The sequence below is a fragment of the Corallococcus exercitus genome (assembly GCF_003611585.1).
GTDB lineage: Bacteria > Myxococcota > Myxococcia > Myxococcales > Myxococcaceae > Corallococcus > Corallococcus exercitus.
In genome coordinates this window covers 1-13,761 of the sequence record NZ_RAVW01000253.1, presented here as the reverse complement: position 1 = coordinate 13,761, position 13,761 = coordinate 1, and the positions used below count along the sequence as shown (strand labels likewise).

At 67.0% G+C, this 13,761-nt stretch carries 8 protein-coding genes and 1 pseudogene; 3 read left to right on the top strand and 6 right to left on the bottom strand.

Going from position 1 to position 13,761, the window contains the following annotated elements; genetic code table 11:
- The first annotated feature begins 118 nt into the window (after positions 1 to 118).
- Positions 119 to 2,464: a HEAT repeat domain-containing protein gene (locus D7W79_RS26910; protein WP_208729847.1), complete on the top strand. Its 2,346-nt coding sequence runs from the start codon at positions 119 to 121 to the stop codon at positions 2,462 to 2,464.
- Positions 2,464 to 2,640, top strand: coding sequence for a hypothetical protein (locus D7W79_RS43820; RefSeq protein WP_158617048.1), 177 nt, complete (start codon positions 2,464 to 2,466; stop codon positions 2,638 to 2,640). The genes D7W79_RS26910 and D7W79_RS43820 overlap by 1 nt, the downstream gene beginning before the upstream one ends.
- Before the next feature lie 93 nt (positions 2,641 to 2,733).
- On the opposite strand, the gene D7W79_RS26905 is transcribed toward D7W79_RS43820, so the two are convergent.
- The 3 genes from D7W79_RS26905 to D7W79_RS26895 form a co-directional block, all read right to left on the bottom strand.
- Positions 2,734 to 3,780: a peptidoglycan-binding domain-containing protein gene (locus D7W79_RS26905; RefSeq protein ID WP_158617047.1), complete on the bottom strand. Its 1,047-nt coding sequence runs from the start codon at positions 3,778 to 3,780 to the stop codon at positions 2,734 to 2,736.
- A 555-nt stretch (positions 3,781 to 4,335) separates the two neighbouring features.
- Positions 4,336 to 6,024 carry a DUF262 domain-containing protein gene (locus D7W79_RS26900; RefSeq protein ID WP_208729846.1) on the bottom strand — a complete coding sequence of 563 codons (1,689 nt, stop codon included), beginning with the start codon at positions 6,022 to 6,024 and terminating at the stop codon, positions 4,336 to 4,338.
- A 327-nt stretch (positions 6,025 to 6,351) separates the two neighbouring features.
- Entirely contained in the window at positions 6,352 to 7,572 is a 1,221-nt protein-coding gene (locus D7W79_RS26895) for a hypothetical protein (RefSeq protein ID WP_147442071.1), read from the bottom strand.
- Between the two features lie 498 nt (positions 7,573 to 8,070).
- On the opposite strand from D7W79_RS26895, the gene D7W79_RS26890 reads away from it, so the two are divergent.
- Positions 8,071 to 8,427 (top strand): GatB/YqeY domain-containing protein, encoded by a 357-nt coding sequence (locus tag D7W79_RS26890; RefSeq protein ID WP_120528254.1) that lies wholly within the window; start codon positions 8,071 to 8,073, stop codon positions 8,425 to 8,427.
- Between the two features lie 96 nt (positions 8,428 to 8,523).
- On the opposite strand, the gene D7W79_RS26885 is transcribed toward D7W79_RS26890, so the two are convergent.
- The 3 genes and pseudogenes from D7W79_RS26885 to D7W79_RS26875 all read right to left on the bottom strand — a co-directional run.
- Positions 8,524 to 10,656: an ATP-binding cassette domain-containing protein gene (locus tag D7W79_RS26885; RefSeq protein WP_120528253.1), complete on the bottom strand. Its 2,133-nt coding sequence runs from the start codon at positions 10,654 to 10,656 to the stop codon at positions 8,524 to 8,526.
- Positions 10,653 to 13,361 (bottom strand): cysteine peptidase family C39 domain-containing protein, encoded by a 2,709-nt coding sequence (locus D7W79_RS26880; protein ID WP_120528252.1) that lies wholly within the window; start codon positions 13,359 to 13,361, stop codon positions 10,653 to 10,655. The genes D7W79_RS26885 and D7W79_RS26880 overlap by 4 nt, the downstream gene beginning before the upstream one ends.
- Positions 13,358 to 13,761, bottom strand: a pseudogene (locus D7W79_RS26875) (hypothetical protein); the annotation flags it as partial. The gene D7W79_RS26880 and the pseudogene D7W79_RS26875, both read right to left, overlap by 4 nt.

Sequence of the window (13,761 nt, the reverse complement as noted above, 5' to 3'; positions counted from 1 at the left end):
GCCATGCCACGCATGAGCGATGAGCGACTGCGTCCCCTGGTGGAGCGGTTTGGTCAACTGGTACGCGAGCACGCCGTGTTCCGCGAAGCCTTTGGTCTCATCTGATTCAGATGAGGGGATGCCTCAGGCGTACTACCGCATCCACTCTACCACGGCAGAAGGTCTCAATCGCATCGTTGAGAAGGAACCGGAACTCGCAAGTGAGGTATTGAATGCGCTGCTTTCGGACCTCGTTGGCGCGAAGAGGCTCGATGAAGCCTTCGAAATGGCGAAAGGCATGCGCGCAGCATCCATCCCGCTGCCTTTCCCGGCGAAGAAAATCCTCCGAAAGCACCTGCGAGCCCAACTGGTACGCGTGGACTCTCCACGATTCCGGGACCTGATCGGAATGGACTGGGATTGGTTAAAAGGTTCAGGACCTGTCGCACTCTTTGTTGACGCAGTCACTGGCTCCCACCGGCGCGTGCGTGGTTGGTACACTGTGGGGACCTTTCTTCCCCCTGCATGGACAGAATCGCAATGGGCGAGGGTGAGAGAATCAAGGCAGGCTCGCGCTGTCGCTCGCCATTACATCCGATGGGCGCTTCCTTTTGACCATGAATACAAAGGCGCATTGGCATCGTGGCTCTGGCGGATCGGGTGGGACCTGACTGCTGACTTCCAGCAGGCCGTCAAGTACGGATTGAAACTCCGTGAGGAGTCGGGTCTGTCGGAAGCGGTACATGGAATTCTCATGTCTCCGACCCCGCCCCATGATGAACTTCTAGAGACGCTGCTCGGGGAACTTGAACAGGCAGATCAGCGCGACGATGCGGCTCATGAGTCCATTCGACGCAGAGCAAAGCAGAAAGCGCTGAATGAATTCGACGCAGATGTCTGGATGGAGCCGAGCGCAGAGTGTCATGGCTTGTGGCTCGCACTCACAGCGGCAGTTCGGGAACGAAGGCGACAGCAGGGCTACGGTTGGCTGTTGGAACAGCCTCGTCATGAGGAATTCCTGGGCGCTTGGTCACTTGTTCTTTCCGAGAGGATACCGCCCCACCTTTCTGATGACCTCCATGATGACGACAAGGCCGATGAACATCGGCAATGGGAACTACGAAGAGCGCAGGAGCGCCACGCTCAGTTGCCACAAGCGACTGCTGAGGAATTGCGCGCCTTCTATCAGAGTTGCATGCCGGACACGGTGTGGGCTTTGGGCAATGTTCTCAATGCGGGCAGGGTGGTCGAGCTCGTCCCGCAGTTGCTCGAGACCCTGGCGATTGGGGAGTCCAGGCATCTAAACATGTGTATGGATGCACTGGGATCCCTGTCCGAGACTGAAGGATTCAGCCAACACCTTCTCTCCTCCCTCGAGCACGCATCGGAGCACCGTCGTGCGGCTATTCTCTTCCTCGTCCGGCGGATGGACATTGATTCGCATCGGAATCCCCATGAGGCCTATCACCTCCATGAGTTGCTGACCCAGGCACTGGATAATCCAGACATACCAGCCCTCAGAGCCTGCATCTTGATGGACGAAACGGGACGCCTCTCCCCGGATGCCGCCAACACGCTATCAGGCAAGTGCCGCAGCCTCTTGGGGGAATGGAGCATCGATCTGGAAACCGGGCTGGGACGCGCCGCGCTCATGCTGCTCGCGGCCCTAGGGGAGGATGTAACCGAACGGGCATGGGCTGCGTTCCAGGCTCCCGATGTGGACATCCGGAAGGCCGCTCTTCGCGCCTTCACCTGGATGAAGACCCCTGAGGCACGCGCAGCGTTGAAAAAGGCGCTAGGCGATGAGGACTACGAATGCCGATTGCTGGCACTTCGTGGACTTGCTCCAGAGGCAGACGGTGCCGAACGGCAGGTCATTCTCACGCTGGCGCAGGACGAAAGTGCGCGGGTTCGTGAAGCCTGTGTCGATGCAATCCGTGAGGGGAAGTGGTGGGAAGGACTCGATGTGCTTTGCCAGTTGCTAGCTGACTCACGGAATGCCCGTTATGGAGACGCGGATAGGAACGTCGACCACCATGTTGCCTATGCGGCGGCGAAAGCGCTGGCGTCGTTTCGACCCCTGCCATCGTCCCTATTCCCGTCATTGCTTGCCTTCATCCGGCAAGGCCGGGCGGCGAACCTGGACATCAGGGTCCACGGCGTCATCCTCGACCTTCTCGCACCGCTGCCCGTGCCAGAACTCCCGCGAGTCCTGGCGGATCTTCTGCGAGCCCTTGCACTGAATCCTGGTGAAGGAAGTGCGCTCAGAAGGGCTCTCGGCAAGGCGCCAGGCTTGAATCCTGAGGTTCTCTTGCTCCGCTTCGGAGTCCTCACCGCGCTCGTGATGCACTTCTCTCTTCAGCCCTCAGCCCGGACGCATGCGGACGCCGGATTGCTTCGGGAGCTTTCGCGTCAGCCGCAGGAGGAGATTGCGCAAATGGCCCTGCTCGGACTGAGGATCCTGGGTGAGGAATCACCAGGCTGATGCACTTTACGAATGACTTGTATCGGCGTGAACGGGGCGGCTCCTGCGCTGCAGCCAACGACGGTTCCTGCTTCGTGAACCCGCGCGGCCAGCTCGAGCCGATGGCCAGCGAGGATCAGGCAGAGGGTGTGGTGGCCGACCTCGACCTGGACATGCTCAAGGAGGTCGGCCGGTAGCGCCTCGCCCTGCTGGAACGACTGCGCCCCTCCTCCCGTTCAGGAGCGAGGGGCGCGGTTGTTTCGAGCGCTCGAGTCAGCCCAGGCGGCGCTTCAGCCCTTGCCCTTCGGGCGGCTCACGGTGAAGGTGACGATGTTGTGATCCGATCCGCCGGTCGGGCCCGCCTTGACGTTCGAGACCCGGCACCCAGCGGACAGCTCATAGTCAATCTTGCCGTGGCCGTGGGTCTCCACGCCGCCGTGGGTGGTCATGCCCGCCTGCTGGGCGATCCAGCCGGGCGACCACTTCCCCTTCGTCGACGCCGGCTCGTTCCAGTCGCCGCCGATGAGCAGCGCCTGATCAGGGTTCTTCTCGAGCTGCCGCTTCGCGAAGGCGAGCAGCTTCTCGGAGAGCGACTTGTAGGTGCTCACCCGGTTCGGCGGCCCGACGGGTTGCCCGTTCTTCCAGTCGACCGAGGGCGGCTGATGGGCCGAGACCACCTTCAGCCAGCCCGCGAGCTGGACCGCGGTGGCCGCCCGCGGAGGGGCGTGGCCGTTGCGCACGGTGGTCCAGCCGCCGCCCTCGCCCTGGATGGACATGGCCTGCTTTTCGAGCAGGCTGTCCTTGACGAGGATGCCCGTCTCGCCATGGTCCTTGGCTCCGGGGAAGGTCACCAGGTGGTAGCCGGGGATCTTCTCCAGGGCCTTGTGGTAGCCGTTGATCTCCTGGAGCTGGACGAAGTCGAGGTCGTTGCTCTTGGCGAACTTGCCCAGCCACTTCTGCACGTCCTTGGGGTTGCGGTCGCGCTCGACGTTGTAGGTCGCGCCCTTGAGCTTCGACGGGGTCTTGCCCTTGTCGCCGCTGCCGCCAGGCTGGCGGATCTGGGCGATCGTGCCGCAGCCGCCGCTGGTGGTCGTGGGGGTGGTGGCGCCGGGGTCCTTCAGCGAGTGGGCCATCCGCTCGCCGGCGACTCCCTTCGGCTTCCCCTCCCAGCCGTGGTCGCGCTTGTAGTCGACCACCGCCCTGCCGGTGTTCGCGTCGAAGCGGTCGTCGGCTGCACCCTTGAGGTAGCCCTGTGATTTCAGGCGCTCTTCAACTTTCTGAACGCGGTGGCCAGTGGAGCCGACGTGGAGAAGGGGGCGGTGGGATTGGGTTCGCATGATTTTCTCAATTCTCGTCCCCTGAGAGCAGGAGTTGCGCCGACGAGCGTTGGCGCGTCCGGGCTCACCGCGCCGCGTCAGGGCGAGCGTCCGGAGCGCTGGCTGGCCCCTCGCGTGGCCCGCATCATGCTCACCACGCGGCTGCTGCTCGCCCTCTCCTCCACCCCTGCCGCGCCGAGCGCGCCGGCCACGAAGCCCGCGGCCCCGGAAGATAGAGCCCGACTCCCTCCTGAAGCTGCAGCTCCCAGCGATCCGTTTTCCCCTTCGGTCTGTGTGATGTCCCACGTACCGAGAGCCTCCACGTCCACTGTCGGAGTCAGGCAGTCCGCGAGTGCGGCGCGTACGAAGAGGAGCGGAGCCGCCTGTCATTCTCCGCTGCGAGGGCGACCTGCTGCGCGAGCCCGATGCCGCCCAGCGTGGCGACCATGTGCAGCGCACCATCGATGCCCACGGAGAGCTCTGCGACGATGACGATCCTGCCTTTATTGCCGCGACGACCTCGTTCCCTGGGAACGAGGCCTGCATCCAACGAGCACAGCCGTCGCTCACGGTGGTTTAGATTCTCCAGGCTTTGCCCAAAGTCTCGACGAGTCGCTGATGCCGCTGTTCGAGCACCTCCGGCGTCCAACGCGCCTCCCGCAGCACCTCCACCGTCAGCGCGAGCACCGCACTCTTCGTCTTGGGCGAGTGGAAGTACTTCGACTTCTTCTCCTCGAAGTCGAGGTTGCTTGCCTCTGCGTTCTTGCGGCGGGTGAGCAATACGAGGTTGCCCAGCCGGTGCACCCATTCCTCGCGCTGCTGGACTTCTGGAAACCACTCGCGCCACCGGCTTCCCTCGGCTGGCGACTGCGGCAGGACATGCTCCACGGTGAGTGTTTCGTGATCGTAGGTGGCCCCGGCGTCCGACAGAAGCTCATCGAGCCGGGTGAGCACGTACATGCGCACCTTCGTCAGCAAGTACAGGTCTCCGTCGAGCGCAGCGCGCGCCCCCTTCCGGTCGAGGTCGTCGTCGCCGTAGACGGCGGCCCCTTCGGCGAACGGGTCACGGCCTTCGTGCAGGTCCTTGAGGACCAGGGCATAGCGCTCAATTCGTTCGTTGACGTTGGCCCGCCGCAGCATCATCAGGGCCGCCAGTCGCTCAAGTTCGACGAGGAAGACGTGCAGTCGCTCGGGTTGACCCCTCAGGCGCGAGACGGCAAGGATGGCGCTGGGCACCCAGTCGCGGTTATCGATGCGGTCGAGCCAGCGCAGCAGTGTGTTCACCTGCTCGGCCCCACGGTCGCTCTCGTAACGGTAGGTGCGCACGACCTCGAAGGCGTCCGCGAGCGGCAGCAGCGTTTTGTCGATGAACTCCTCGGGGCGCTCCGCAGGCCGCACGTGCGTACGGAACTCCTTGAGGATGCTGTCACGCGGCTTCTCGCGCACGTACATCATGCGAATGTGGCTAAAGAGCTCGGCGAAGGCGTCGCGACCCAGCGCCGCCTCGGCGTCCTCCCACTTGCGGTTATAGAGTTCCTGGCGCTCAGCACGCACCTTGCCAATGACATCCGCCTTGAGAATGTCCGAGTGCGAGAGATCGAGCCCGCGGTCATTGAGGACGGAGAAGATGCGGTAGGCGGAGTTGAGGTCAGGCGTGGAGACGACGATGAGGTAGCAGCGCTGGATGAGATAGCGCGCCAGATGGATGCGCTCCGACTCGCTCAATCCCTGCAAGCGCGCGGTGAGGTAGAGCGCGTTGGCGCGCACGTGTCGCTGCGCGTCGGTTGCTGGCGAGTTGAATGCGGCGAGTTTCTCGAAGCCCCCCTCCTCCTGCACGTAGGTTCGAAAGAAGTCCGCGTCCTTTTCCCTCAGGGTGAGCCGGTAGCGCGGACCGTTGCCGGCGAGTGCATCAGCCGGCTCGTAGAGACGGGTGGTCAGGGCCGCACGGATGTCCGCGTTCTGGATGGTGGAGCGCAGCCCAGCGAGGAGAATGGATAACGTAGTGAGCCGCTGCTGCCCATCCACCACATCAGAGTCAGGTTTTTCTGGCAGCTTGATGAGAACGATGCTGCCCAGAAAGTACGGCGGAAGCGCATCAAGCTTGTCGCCCGGCGCGCCCATGAAGCCGAGCACGTCATCCAGCAGTTCCCCGGTCTGCTCCTCCGTCCACGCGTAGGGGCGCTGATAGAGCGGGATGTTAAAGACAAAGTCGTTGCTGAGGACCTTCAGGAGAGGGTACTGCGCGCCAAGAATCTCTGCCGCCAAGTGAACCGTCCGGAGGGGGGTATCCGCTGAGCGTAGCATTGGCGGAGCAGGAGCAGAGGCCCTTGCTGAAAAGGGGGCCTTGCTGGAAGCGCGGGAGGACCTGGCATGACCTCACCAAGGGAGCCTCGCATCAACAGCGTTCCATGGCCGTCACGGCGCGCACCTGGGTCGTGAAAGCACCAGCCGTTGGGTCGACAAGTGGCGACTTGCCCTCGGAGGATGCGACTGCTCCTGGTTGGATGCAGGCATGCAGTTCTGCCGGGCCCCGCCGACGTGTGGGGTGTGAGGACAGAGGGCACGGGAGGGACCATTGCTCACGGACAAGCCCTAGCCATCCTGTAAAACCCTCTCCAAGCGAACCAGGGCGCCTGTCCCATCAAGGGTGGCGACGAGTTCGAGAGGCGCGTGACTCTGCTCGAACTCTGCCTGGAATCGTTCCTTTAGATTCCGCACGGCCTCGTTCACTGAGCAGGCCCCATCGGCAAGATTGCGCTCCGCCTGATGCAGCAAACTACGCAGCACCCTCTGGTGCTCTTCATCGGTGGAGTCCCAGGACCAGGCCCCCTGCAGTTCGGGGACGCGAGTGCTGAGAGTATTGAGGAAGGCTTTCTGCCTCTCGCCTTGCCGCTGGAGGTCCGCGCCGAGTTCATCAAGGCGAAGCCTTGCGACTCCCTGCGCAAGCGGGAGCGCGGAACGCACCTGGATGGCTGCCCCACGCACGAACGCGGCAAGATAGAACTCCTTGGCGCGGCGCTCGAACGTCAGCACCTGCTCTTGAGCCGCACCCGAATGCTCCTTGAGCCCCCTCCCGGTAAGAGTCATCCGCTTGGCCTCAACAAAGCATTGGTCAAGGGAGGGCTCCAAGGACGCCATGCTCTGCTGCACTTCGCGCTCGATAGACTCAAGCTGACCAGCGAAGGCGAAGATGTCCGCCTCGGTGAGGTCGCTTCGCTGAGCGGCCTCTGCCAGATGCCTGAGGTAAGCCAGGCTCCCCTGGAGACTTCCGAGCCGCTCCTGCTCAAGCCATTCTTTCAGGTCCGAGATACCGCGCTCGATGGAAGCAAGGCGCTTATTGATGTCCGCAAGGAATTTCTGAGCAGTGATGATGGCAAGTCCCTGCCATACCGCCAGGGTCACTGCCCCAGCCTTCGACACAGCGTCGAGGCTCGCCTGCGAGACGACACGGCTTTTCTCGTTGATGACGTTGGCTCGGATGCCACCCAGCTTCGAAGGCATCATCCTCAAAGAGCCATCAGCCAATCCCCTGGATGCCTCGGCGGTAAAGCGAAGCGTGTAGCTGTTGGTAAGCATCTGCCCTATCGAGGAGGCCAGCGCAGGCGCGCCCTGAAGCAGCACCTCCACGCCGTCGCGCAGCGCAGGGTTGATGACCATCTCCTCACGACGCATGCCCGCCGACATGGAGAGGCGTGTCACCGTGCCGAGCTTCATCGGCCCCATCGACCACTCAATCGCGGTGCCTGACTCGGTCTCCACCGCGGCCACTTCCGGCGCGGCTACGATCTCGGGGGGAACACCTGCGCGCCCCACCTGGGCCTCCGCAGTCCCATCCTCCCTCCACCTCCTTGGGGGCCCGGCAAGGCGCCCGCCTGATCCCCTACTTCGTCTCCTCAAGATTGCCCATGCGACAAAGCCTGTGATGCCTGTCCCTGCGAGCAGCCCGACGACCAAGTACATCCAGCTGTGCATTGGATCCCCACAGTAGCGTGCCGGTTTCCTTCCTTACCAAGAAAGGCAGGCTTCACGCGCCCCATTGGGCGCATCTTCGTGCGCTTCGTCCACCGGAGGCTTTGCCCCTGGCTGCATCCTGGTGACATATCGCCGTGGATTCTTGCCGGGCGAAAGCGTCGTTGCCTCGACAGCATTCTCACTGCAGGCACGGAGTCGACGAGAGGAAAGAGTTCGTGAGTGTCGTGCACGTTGGCCGTCGTCACCGACTCGGTGAATGCAGCATCGAAGCACGAAGACGATGGCCTCAAGCTGTGACTGGCCGCTGCCTCGGGCGCCAGGCTCGTCTACTGTAGGCGCATGAGGACCGTCGCTGAATGGAAGGCAGCGCTGCGTGCCGCGCTGAAAGACGCACTGCGCACTCGCAATGCACCCGCCTCCGCGGTGCTTCGGGAAACGCTCGCCGCCATCGATAATGCCGAGGCTCCCGACGTGAGCGTCGCTTCTGCCCCGGCCGGTGGCGCCATCGCCGGCAGCGTGGAGGGACTCGGGAGTGGTGAAGTGGCTCGACTGCTCTTGTCTCCAGAGGCGGTGGATGCGCTCCTCCAGCGGGAAGTCCAGGAGCGGCGCGACGCGGTGGCGCTCTACATCCAGCTTGGCAGGCACGAAGAGGCCCGCACGCTGCAGGCGCAAGTCGATGTGCTCCTGGCGCTTTGAGCGCGGCCGACCCGGCATGCTCCAGCGTCGCGAACCCCTGGCGTCTGCCTCCGGTGGGGAGACAGGCGCGGGGGGACGGTGCCCGGCGGGGCCACCTCAGGGGTGGGCAATCACCATGAGGGCAGGTGCGCGGCGGACGACACACTCCATGCAGCGCTTCAGGGTGATGGGGTCGAGCGCGGCGAAGCTCTCATCCAGGATGACCATGGAGGGCCGCTGCAGGAGGGCACGGGCGATGAAGAGCCGGCTGCGCTCTCCATGCGAGAGCCGCCAGCCGGTCTCTCCCACCACCTGCTGTAGCCCGCCCGGCATGCGCTGCAGCAAGTCCCCCAGGCCCAGCTCCTGGCAGAGCGATTCCGCCTCGCGCAGGTCCTGCGCGTTCGCCGGCCAGCTCCGTCCCATCAGCAGGTTGAAGGCGAAAGCCCCGGTCAGCACATGGTTCTCGTGGAACTGGGGCACCAGCACGATGCGTCGGCGCCAGCCCCGGAGGCCCAGCGTCGCGTGGTCCAGGCCCTGGGAGAGCAGCAACCCCTCCGTGGGGATGCGCACCCCGCTCAGCAGCGCGGCCAGGGTGGACTTGCCGCTTCCAGAGGGCCCCTCCAGCAGCGTCCGCTCTCCGCGCATGAGCGACAGCTCCGCGCCCTGAAGCACGGGCCGGGTGCGCCCGGGGTACTGGAAGCCCAACCCCCGCGCCTCCACCACCTTCTCGGGCCCCTTCTCGGCGGAGTCCGTCAGCGGCGCCACCAGCGCGCCCGGCGCGCACTCCTCCTGGCCTCGCGCCGCGGCCCGGTACAGCGGGCCGACCTTGTCCCAGGCGAGCACCGCGTCAATCAGGCGCGACAGGCCCAGGTTGGCCCGCACGAGCGCCTGGCGCGCCAGGAGCATGCCCCCGATGCCCACGGCAAGCCCCTCTGGAGAGGCGGGCGCCGAGACGAGGGTGTGCAGCAGGCCCAGCAGTCCCAGCACCATCCAGACCCGCGGCAGCGTGCCCAGCAGCACCTGGACTCCATCCATGCGCCGCGACACGGAGAGGTATTGCGAGAGCCCCTGGTCCTCGTCGTGGTGCCACTGCTCAAGCGTCTCGTGCATCAAGCGTGTGCGGTACCCCAACATGCGCTCGCTCAGCTCATGCGTGAGCAGCAGCCGCAGCCCGGTCCACTGGGCCCTCAGCCGGGCGTAACGCCAGCCCACCAGGGCCCCGGCGGCCAGCGCCACCAGCAGCAGCGCCAGATGCACGCCGCCCCCCGCGCCAACCGCGAGGATGGCGCCCGCGAACACCAGCTCCAGCAGCGCCAGCACCGCCTGGACTCCGCCTCCCATCGTCAGCGACTCCACCGCCTCCGCCTCCAGCACCCGGCTGAAGGTCCTCCCGACCCCCTCGCTGCGAATCTCCTCCGGCTCCAGCCACAGCGCGCCCGCCAGCAGCCGCTGCTTGAGCAGCCCTCCGCCCTCGACGGACATGCGCCCCGCCATCCACGCCATCAGCATCCGCAGCGGCACCAGCGCCACCAGCAGCGCCGCCCACCCCAGGATCACTCCCGGGTCGAGCCGCCCCGACAGCGCCCCACGGCCCAGCAGCCACCAGGCCAGCAGCCACCCGCCATAGGAGAACGCCTGCGCCGCCACCAGGGTCAGCAGCTTCAGGTGCAGCTTCCGCTGCTTCACCTGGTTCCAGAAGGAGGCGCCCGGGGGATACCGCAACAGCCAGCAGCCCCCCACCCACCTGCTGCGCAGCTGGTTGCGCAGCAGCGCGGCGCGGACCCGGGCGCGCCGTCCCTCGGGCACCTGGGTCGCGGAGAGCATCCGCTGCAGCACGGGCTCACGGGCCCGCTCCAGTTCCTGGCAGAGCACTTCATGCAGCCGCTGCAGCGGCAGGTGGACGCGCCGCAGCTCAGGGGTCAGCAGCTTCACCTTCCGCCGTGTCCCTCCCACCAGCAGGATGAAGCGGGGCTCGCCCTCGCCGGGAAGCTGGATCAGCGCCGGGGCGGCGCCGGCGAGCATCTGCTCCACCTCCGGATAGAAGGTGCCCACCAGCTCCAGCTCCAGGCCAAGCCAGCTCGCGGCGTCCTCCAGCCAGGTGCTCCAGGCGGAGGCCGGCGCACCGGCCTGCGCCACCGGCGAAGGCAGCGGCGCGTTGCGGTACGTGAGGCCGCAAGCCTGCGCAAGGGCGGGAATCGCCTGGCCCAGGCTGCGGCCAGGCCAGGAGAGGGCCTCCCAGGAGTCACTCACGAGGCCTGCCTCCGGGAAGCGGGCTGGCCCCGAGAACGCTCGAGCCGGATCTTCCGCCATTCCGGGCCGCCCCAGAGCTCCTCGCGCGCAGCGTGCTCCGCCTCGAGCAGCTCCCGGTAGAGCGTGCCCGGACGGTCCAGCTCGGCCGGCGTCCCATCCTCGACGATGCGCCCGGCGTCGACCACCAGCACCCGGGGGAACGACCGGGTCTCTCCCACGTCATGGGTGATGCACACCAGCGTCGCCTCACTCCAGAGCTGCCGCGCGCGGGACAGCAGCTCCCGGCGGTGCTCGCGATCCAATCCGCGGAAGGGCTCGTCCATCACCACCAACCGCGCCTGGGGACGGTAGGTGGCCCGGCCGAAGCGGACCCGCTGCCCTTCTCCTCCCGACAGCAGCGCCCCGCCTTCGCCCAGGGGCGTCTGCAGCCCCCGGGGGAGGGCCTCCAGGATGCCCAGCAGATCCGCCTGCCTCAGCGCGGCCTCGTGGTTCGAGGTGTCCCGTTCGGAGGCGCCGTAGAGGATGTTGTCCAGCAGCGACCGGTTCCACAGGTGGACTGCCGGGTCCACCCAGGCGGTGTGCTGCCGGAGCCACTCGATGCGCGCGCCTTCCAGCGGCTGCCCCTCCACCCGCACGGCTCCGGCCGAGGGCGCATGGAAGCCCAGCAGGACCCCCGCGAGGCTTGACTTGCCGGCCCCGGACGGGCCCACCACGGCGACGTGGTCTCCCGCCGCGAGCGTCAGATTCAGCTCCCGCAGCACGGGCTGGCCCCCCAGGCAGATCGACATCTCTCGCAGCTCGACCCCCACGCCCCGGTCCTCGCCGGGGTGTGACGCCAGCGGACCGGCCACGGAGGGCTGCTTCGCGTCCGGGGAGGGAGGAGCCCCCAGGGGCTCCAGCAGCCGCAGGGTCGCATTGCGCTGCGCGGGGTACTCGAGCGCGAGCTGCGTCAACTCCCGGCCCAGCAGGGAGAGGTTGAGCAGCCAGTAGGCGAGCAGCAGCGCCGTCCCCGTCTCCTGCACCGTCCCCAGATGGCGCGCGAGCAGCCAGGCCGCCAGCGAGAAGCCGACCAGCGTGCACAGTCCCTCGGCGAGCGTCACCCACCCATGCAGGCGCAGCCCCGCGGCCATCCACTTCACCAGCAACCCCTCATGCTCCCGCCGCATCGAGCGTTCCGCGCCATGGGCCCGCAGGGGCATCAGCCCCAGGAGGCTGTCCAGGTACATGCGCGCGAGCGCGCCGTTGTGGGTCCGCACCCGCATGTCCGCCTGCACGAGCAGCGGGCCCACCCCCAGCGGCAGCAGCAGCATGGCCGCGCACAGCGCCAGCAGGAGCGTGGCTCCCTCGGGCGCGAGCAGCAGGATGCCCGCGGTGGTCACGCCCAGCTCCAGCACCACCCGCACGGCCCGGTCCGCCAGGTCCGGCAGGAGCCGGAGCCGGTGGATGTCATGGCTGCGGTGGGCCATGTCCGAGCTGAGTCGACTCTGGAAGTAGCGGTCTCCCAGGTACGGCAGCTTGCGCAGGAAGGCGATCCGCAGCCGGCCCTCCAGCTCTCGCCCCAGCCTGCGCAGCCGGTAGGAGACCGGGAGCTCCAGGCACAGCAACCCGAGCGACAGCAGCACGAGCACGCTCAGCGCCCCCAGCCGATGCCGGGGCAGTGGCAGCATGCGGCTCAGCTCGAACACGCTGCGCAGCAGCAGCACCTCCAGCGCCGTGAACAGGGCCACGCAGACGAGGCCCGCCAGCAGGGGCCACAAGGCCAGACGCCCCTCGTCTCGCAGGAGCCTCCAGAGCTGCCGCGCTGGCTGCTCCGGCGGTTCCTTGAGTGCCGCCTCCAGCTCCACGCCCAGCTGGGCCGGGGGCTCGCCATCATGCAGCCGCGCCTCGCGCTTCAACCCCTGGATGCGGATCAGCACGGCGCCCCGCACGGCCACCCGGTCGTCCGAATGCGCCAGCGGCCGGGCCGACCAGTAGATGGGGGGAATCAGCTCGACGGGGTCCGGCGCCTGCCGCAGCAGTTCGAGCAGGGACTGGAGCACCTGGCCCGCCTCGCGTCCCCGCTGGAAGGCCCCTCCGCGCAGCAGGTCATGCATCATCCGGGTGGCGGCATCCAGCTCCGCCATCCGCCGCCAGCCCGGGTCGGCCAGCGCGGAGTCGATGAGCGCCTGCGCTCCGGAGGACTCCAGCCCCAGGCGCACCAGCTGCGTGTGCACGGCCCGGGTGAACTCAGGAGCGGTCGCCCAGCCGCGCCAGGTGAGGCCGTCCAGCTCCATGACGTGGGCGTAGAGCTCGCGCAGGAACTGCTGCTGGCTCAGCCAGCGGCGGCCCGTGGCGGGGTCCATGACCTGCACGAGCGGCCCGTGGCGCCGCCAGACCACGACGAAGTGGGTGTTTCCATTGGGCAGGCGCACCACGACGATGGCGGGCAGGGACTGGGTGTCCGGCAGCAGCAGGTGATCCACCGGAAGCAGGACCTGCTCCGCCTCCAGCCCGAGCCGCGCCGCCACGTCCTCCAGGGTGTCGATGGACGTCCCATCCACGTCGGTCTGGCAGGCCTCGCGCAGCCGGCCATAGCTCACCGGGACATGGAAGCCCTCCAGCACACACTTCAGGGCCGCCGGACCACAGTCCATCGCGGAGGTCTGCACGACCTCCGGGGCCAGCAGCCGGCGCCACCCGCGGCGGGGCCCGGAAGGCAAGCTCATTGCGTCATCCCCAGCGTCGTGCGTACCGGCTCGGGGCGCGGCCCATCCAACAGGGCTCCCGCCGCGCGGAGCAGCGCGCGCATGGGCGAGGTGGACTCCACCTCCACCACCGCGGTGCAGGGCAGCCCGTGCTGACGGGGCAGCATGGAGCCCCCCTCCTCCTCGATGTCCAGCTCCACCCGGACCTGGCCATCCCGTGCCTGGCTGGCGACGGCGGATACCGTCGCCACCAGCCCGCCGTACTGGGTCCGGGGAAAGCCATCCAGGTACACGTGGGCCCGCTGCCCTACGCGGACCCGGCCCAGCGCGGCCTGCGGCGCGAACTGGGCCAGGACCCGAACGGAGCCCAGCGGGATGATGGACGCCAGCACCTCCCCCGCCCGCACCGTCTCCCCAGCCC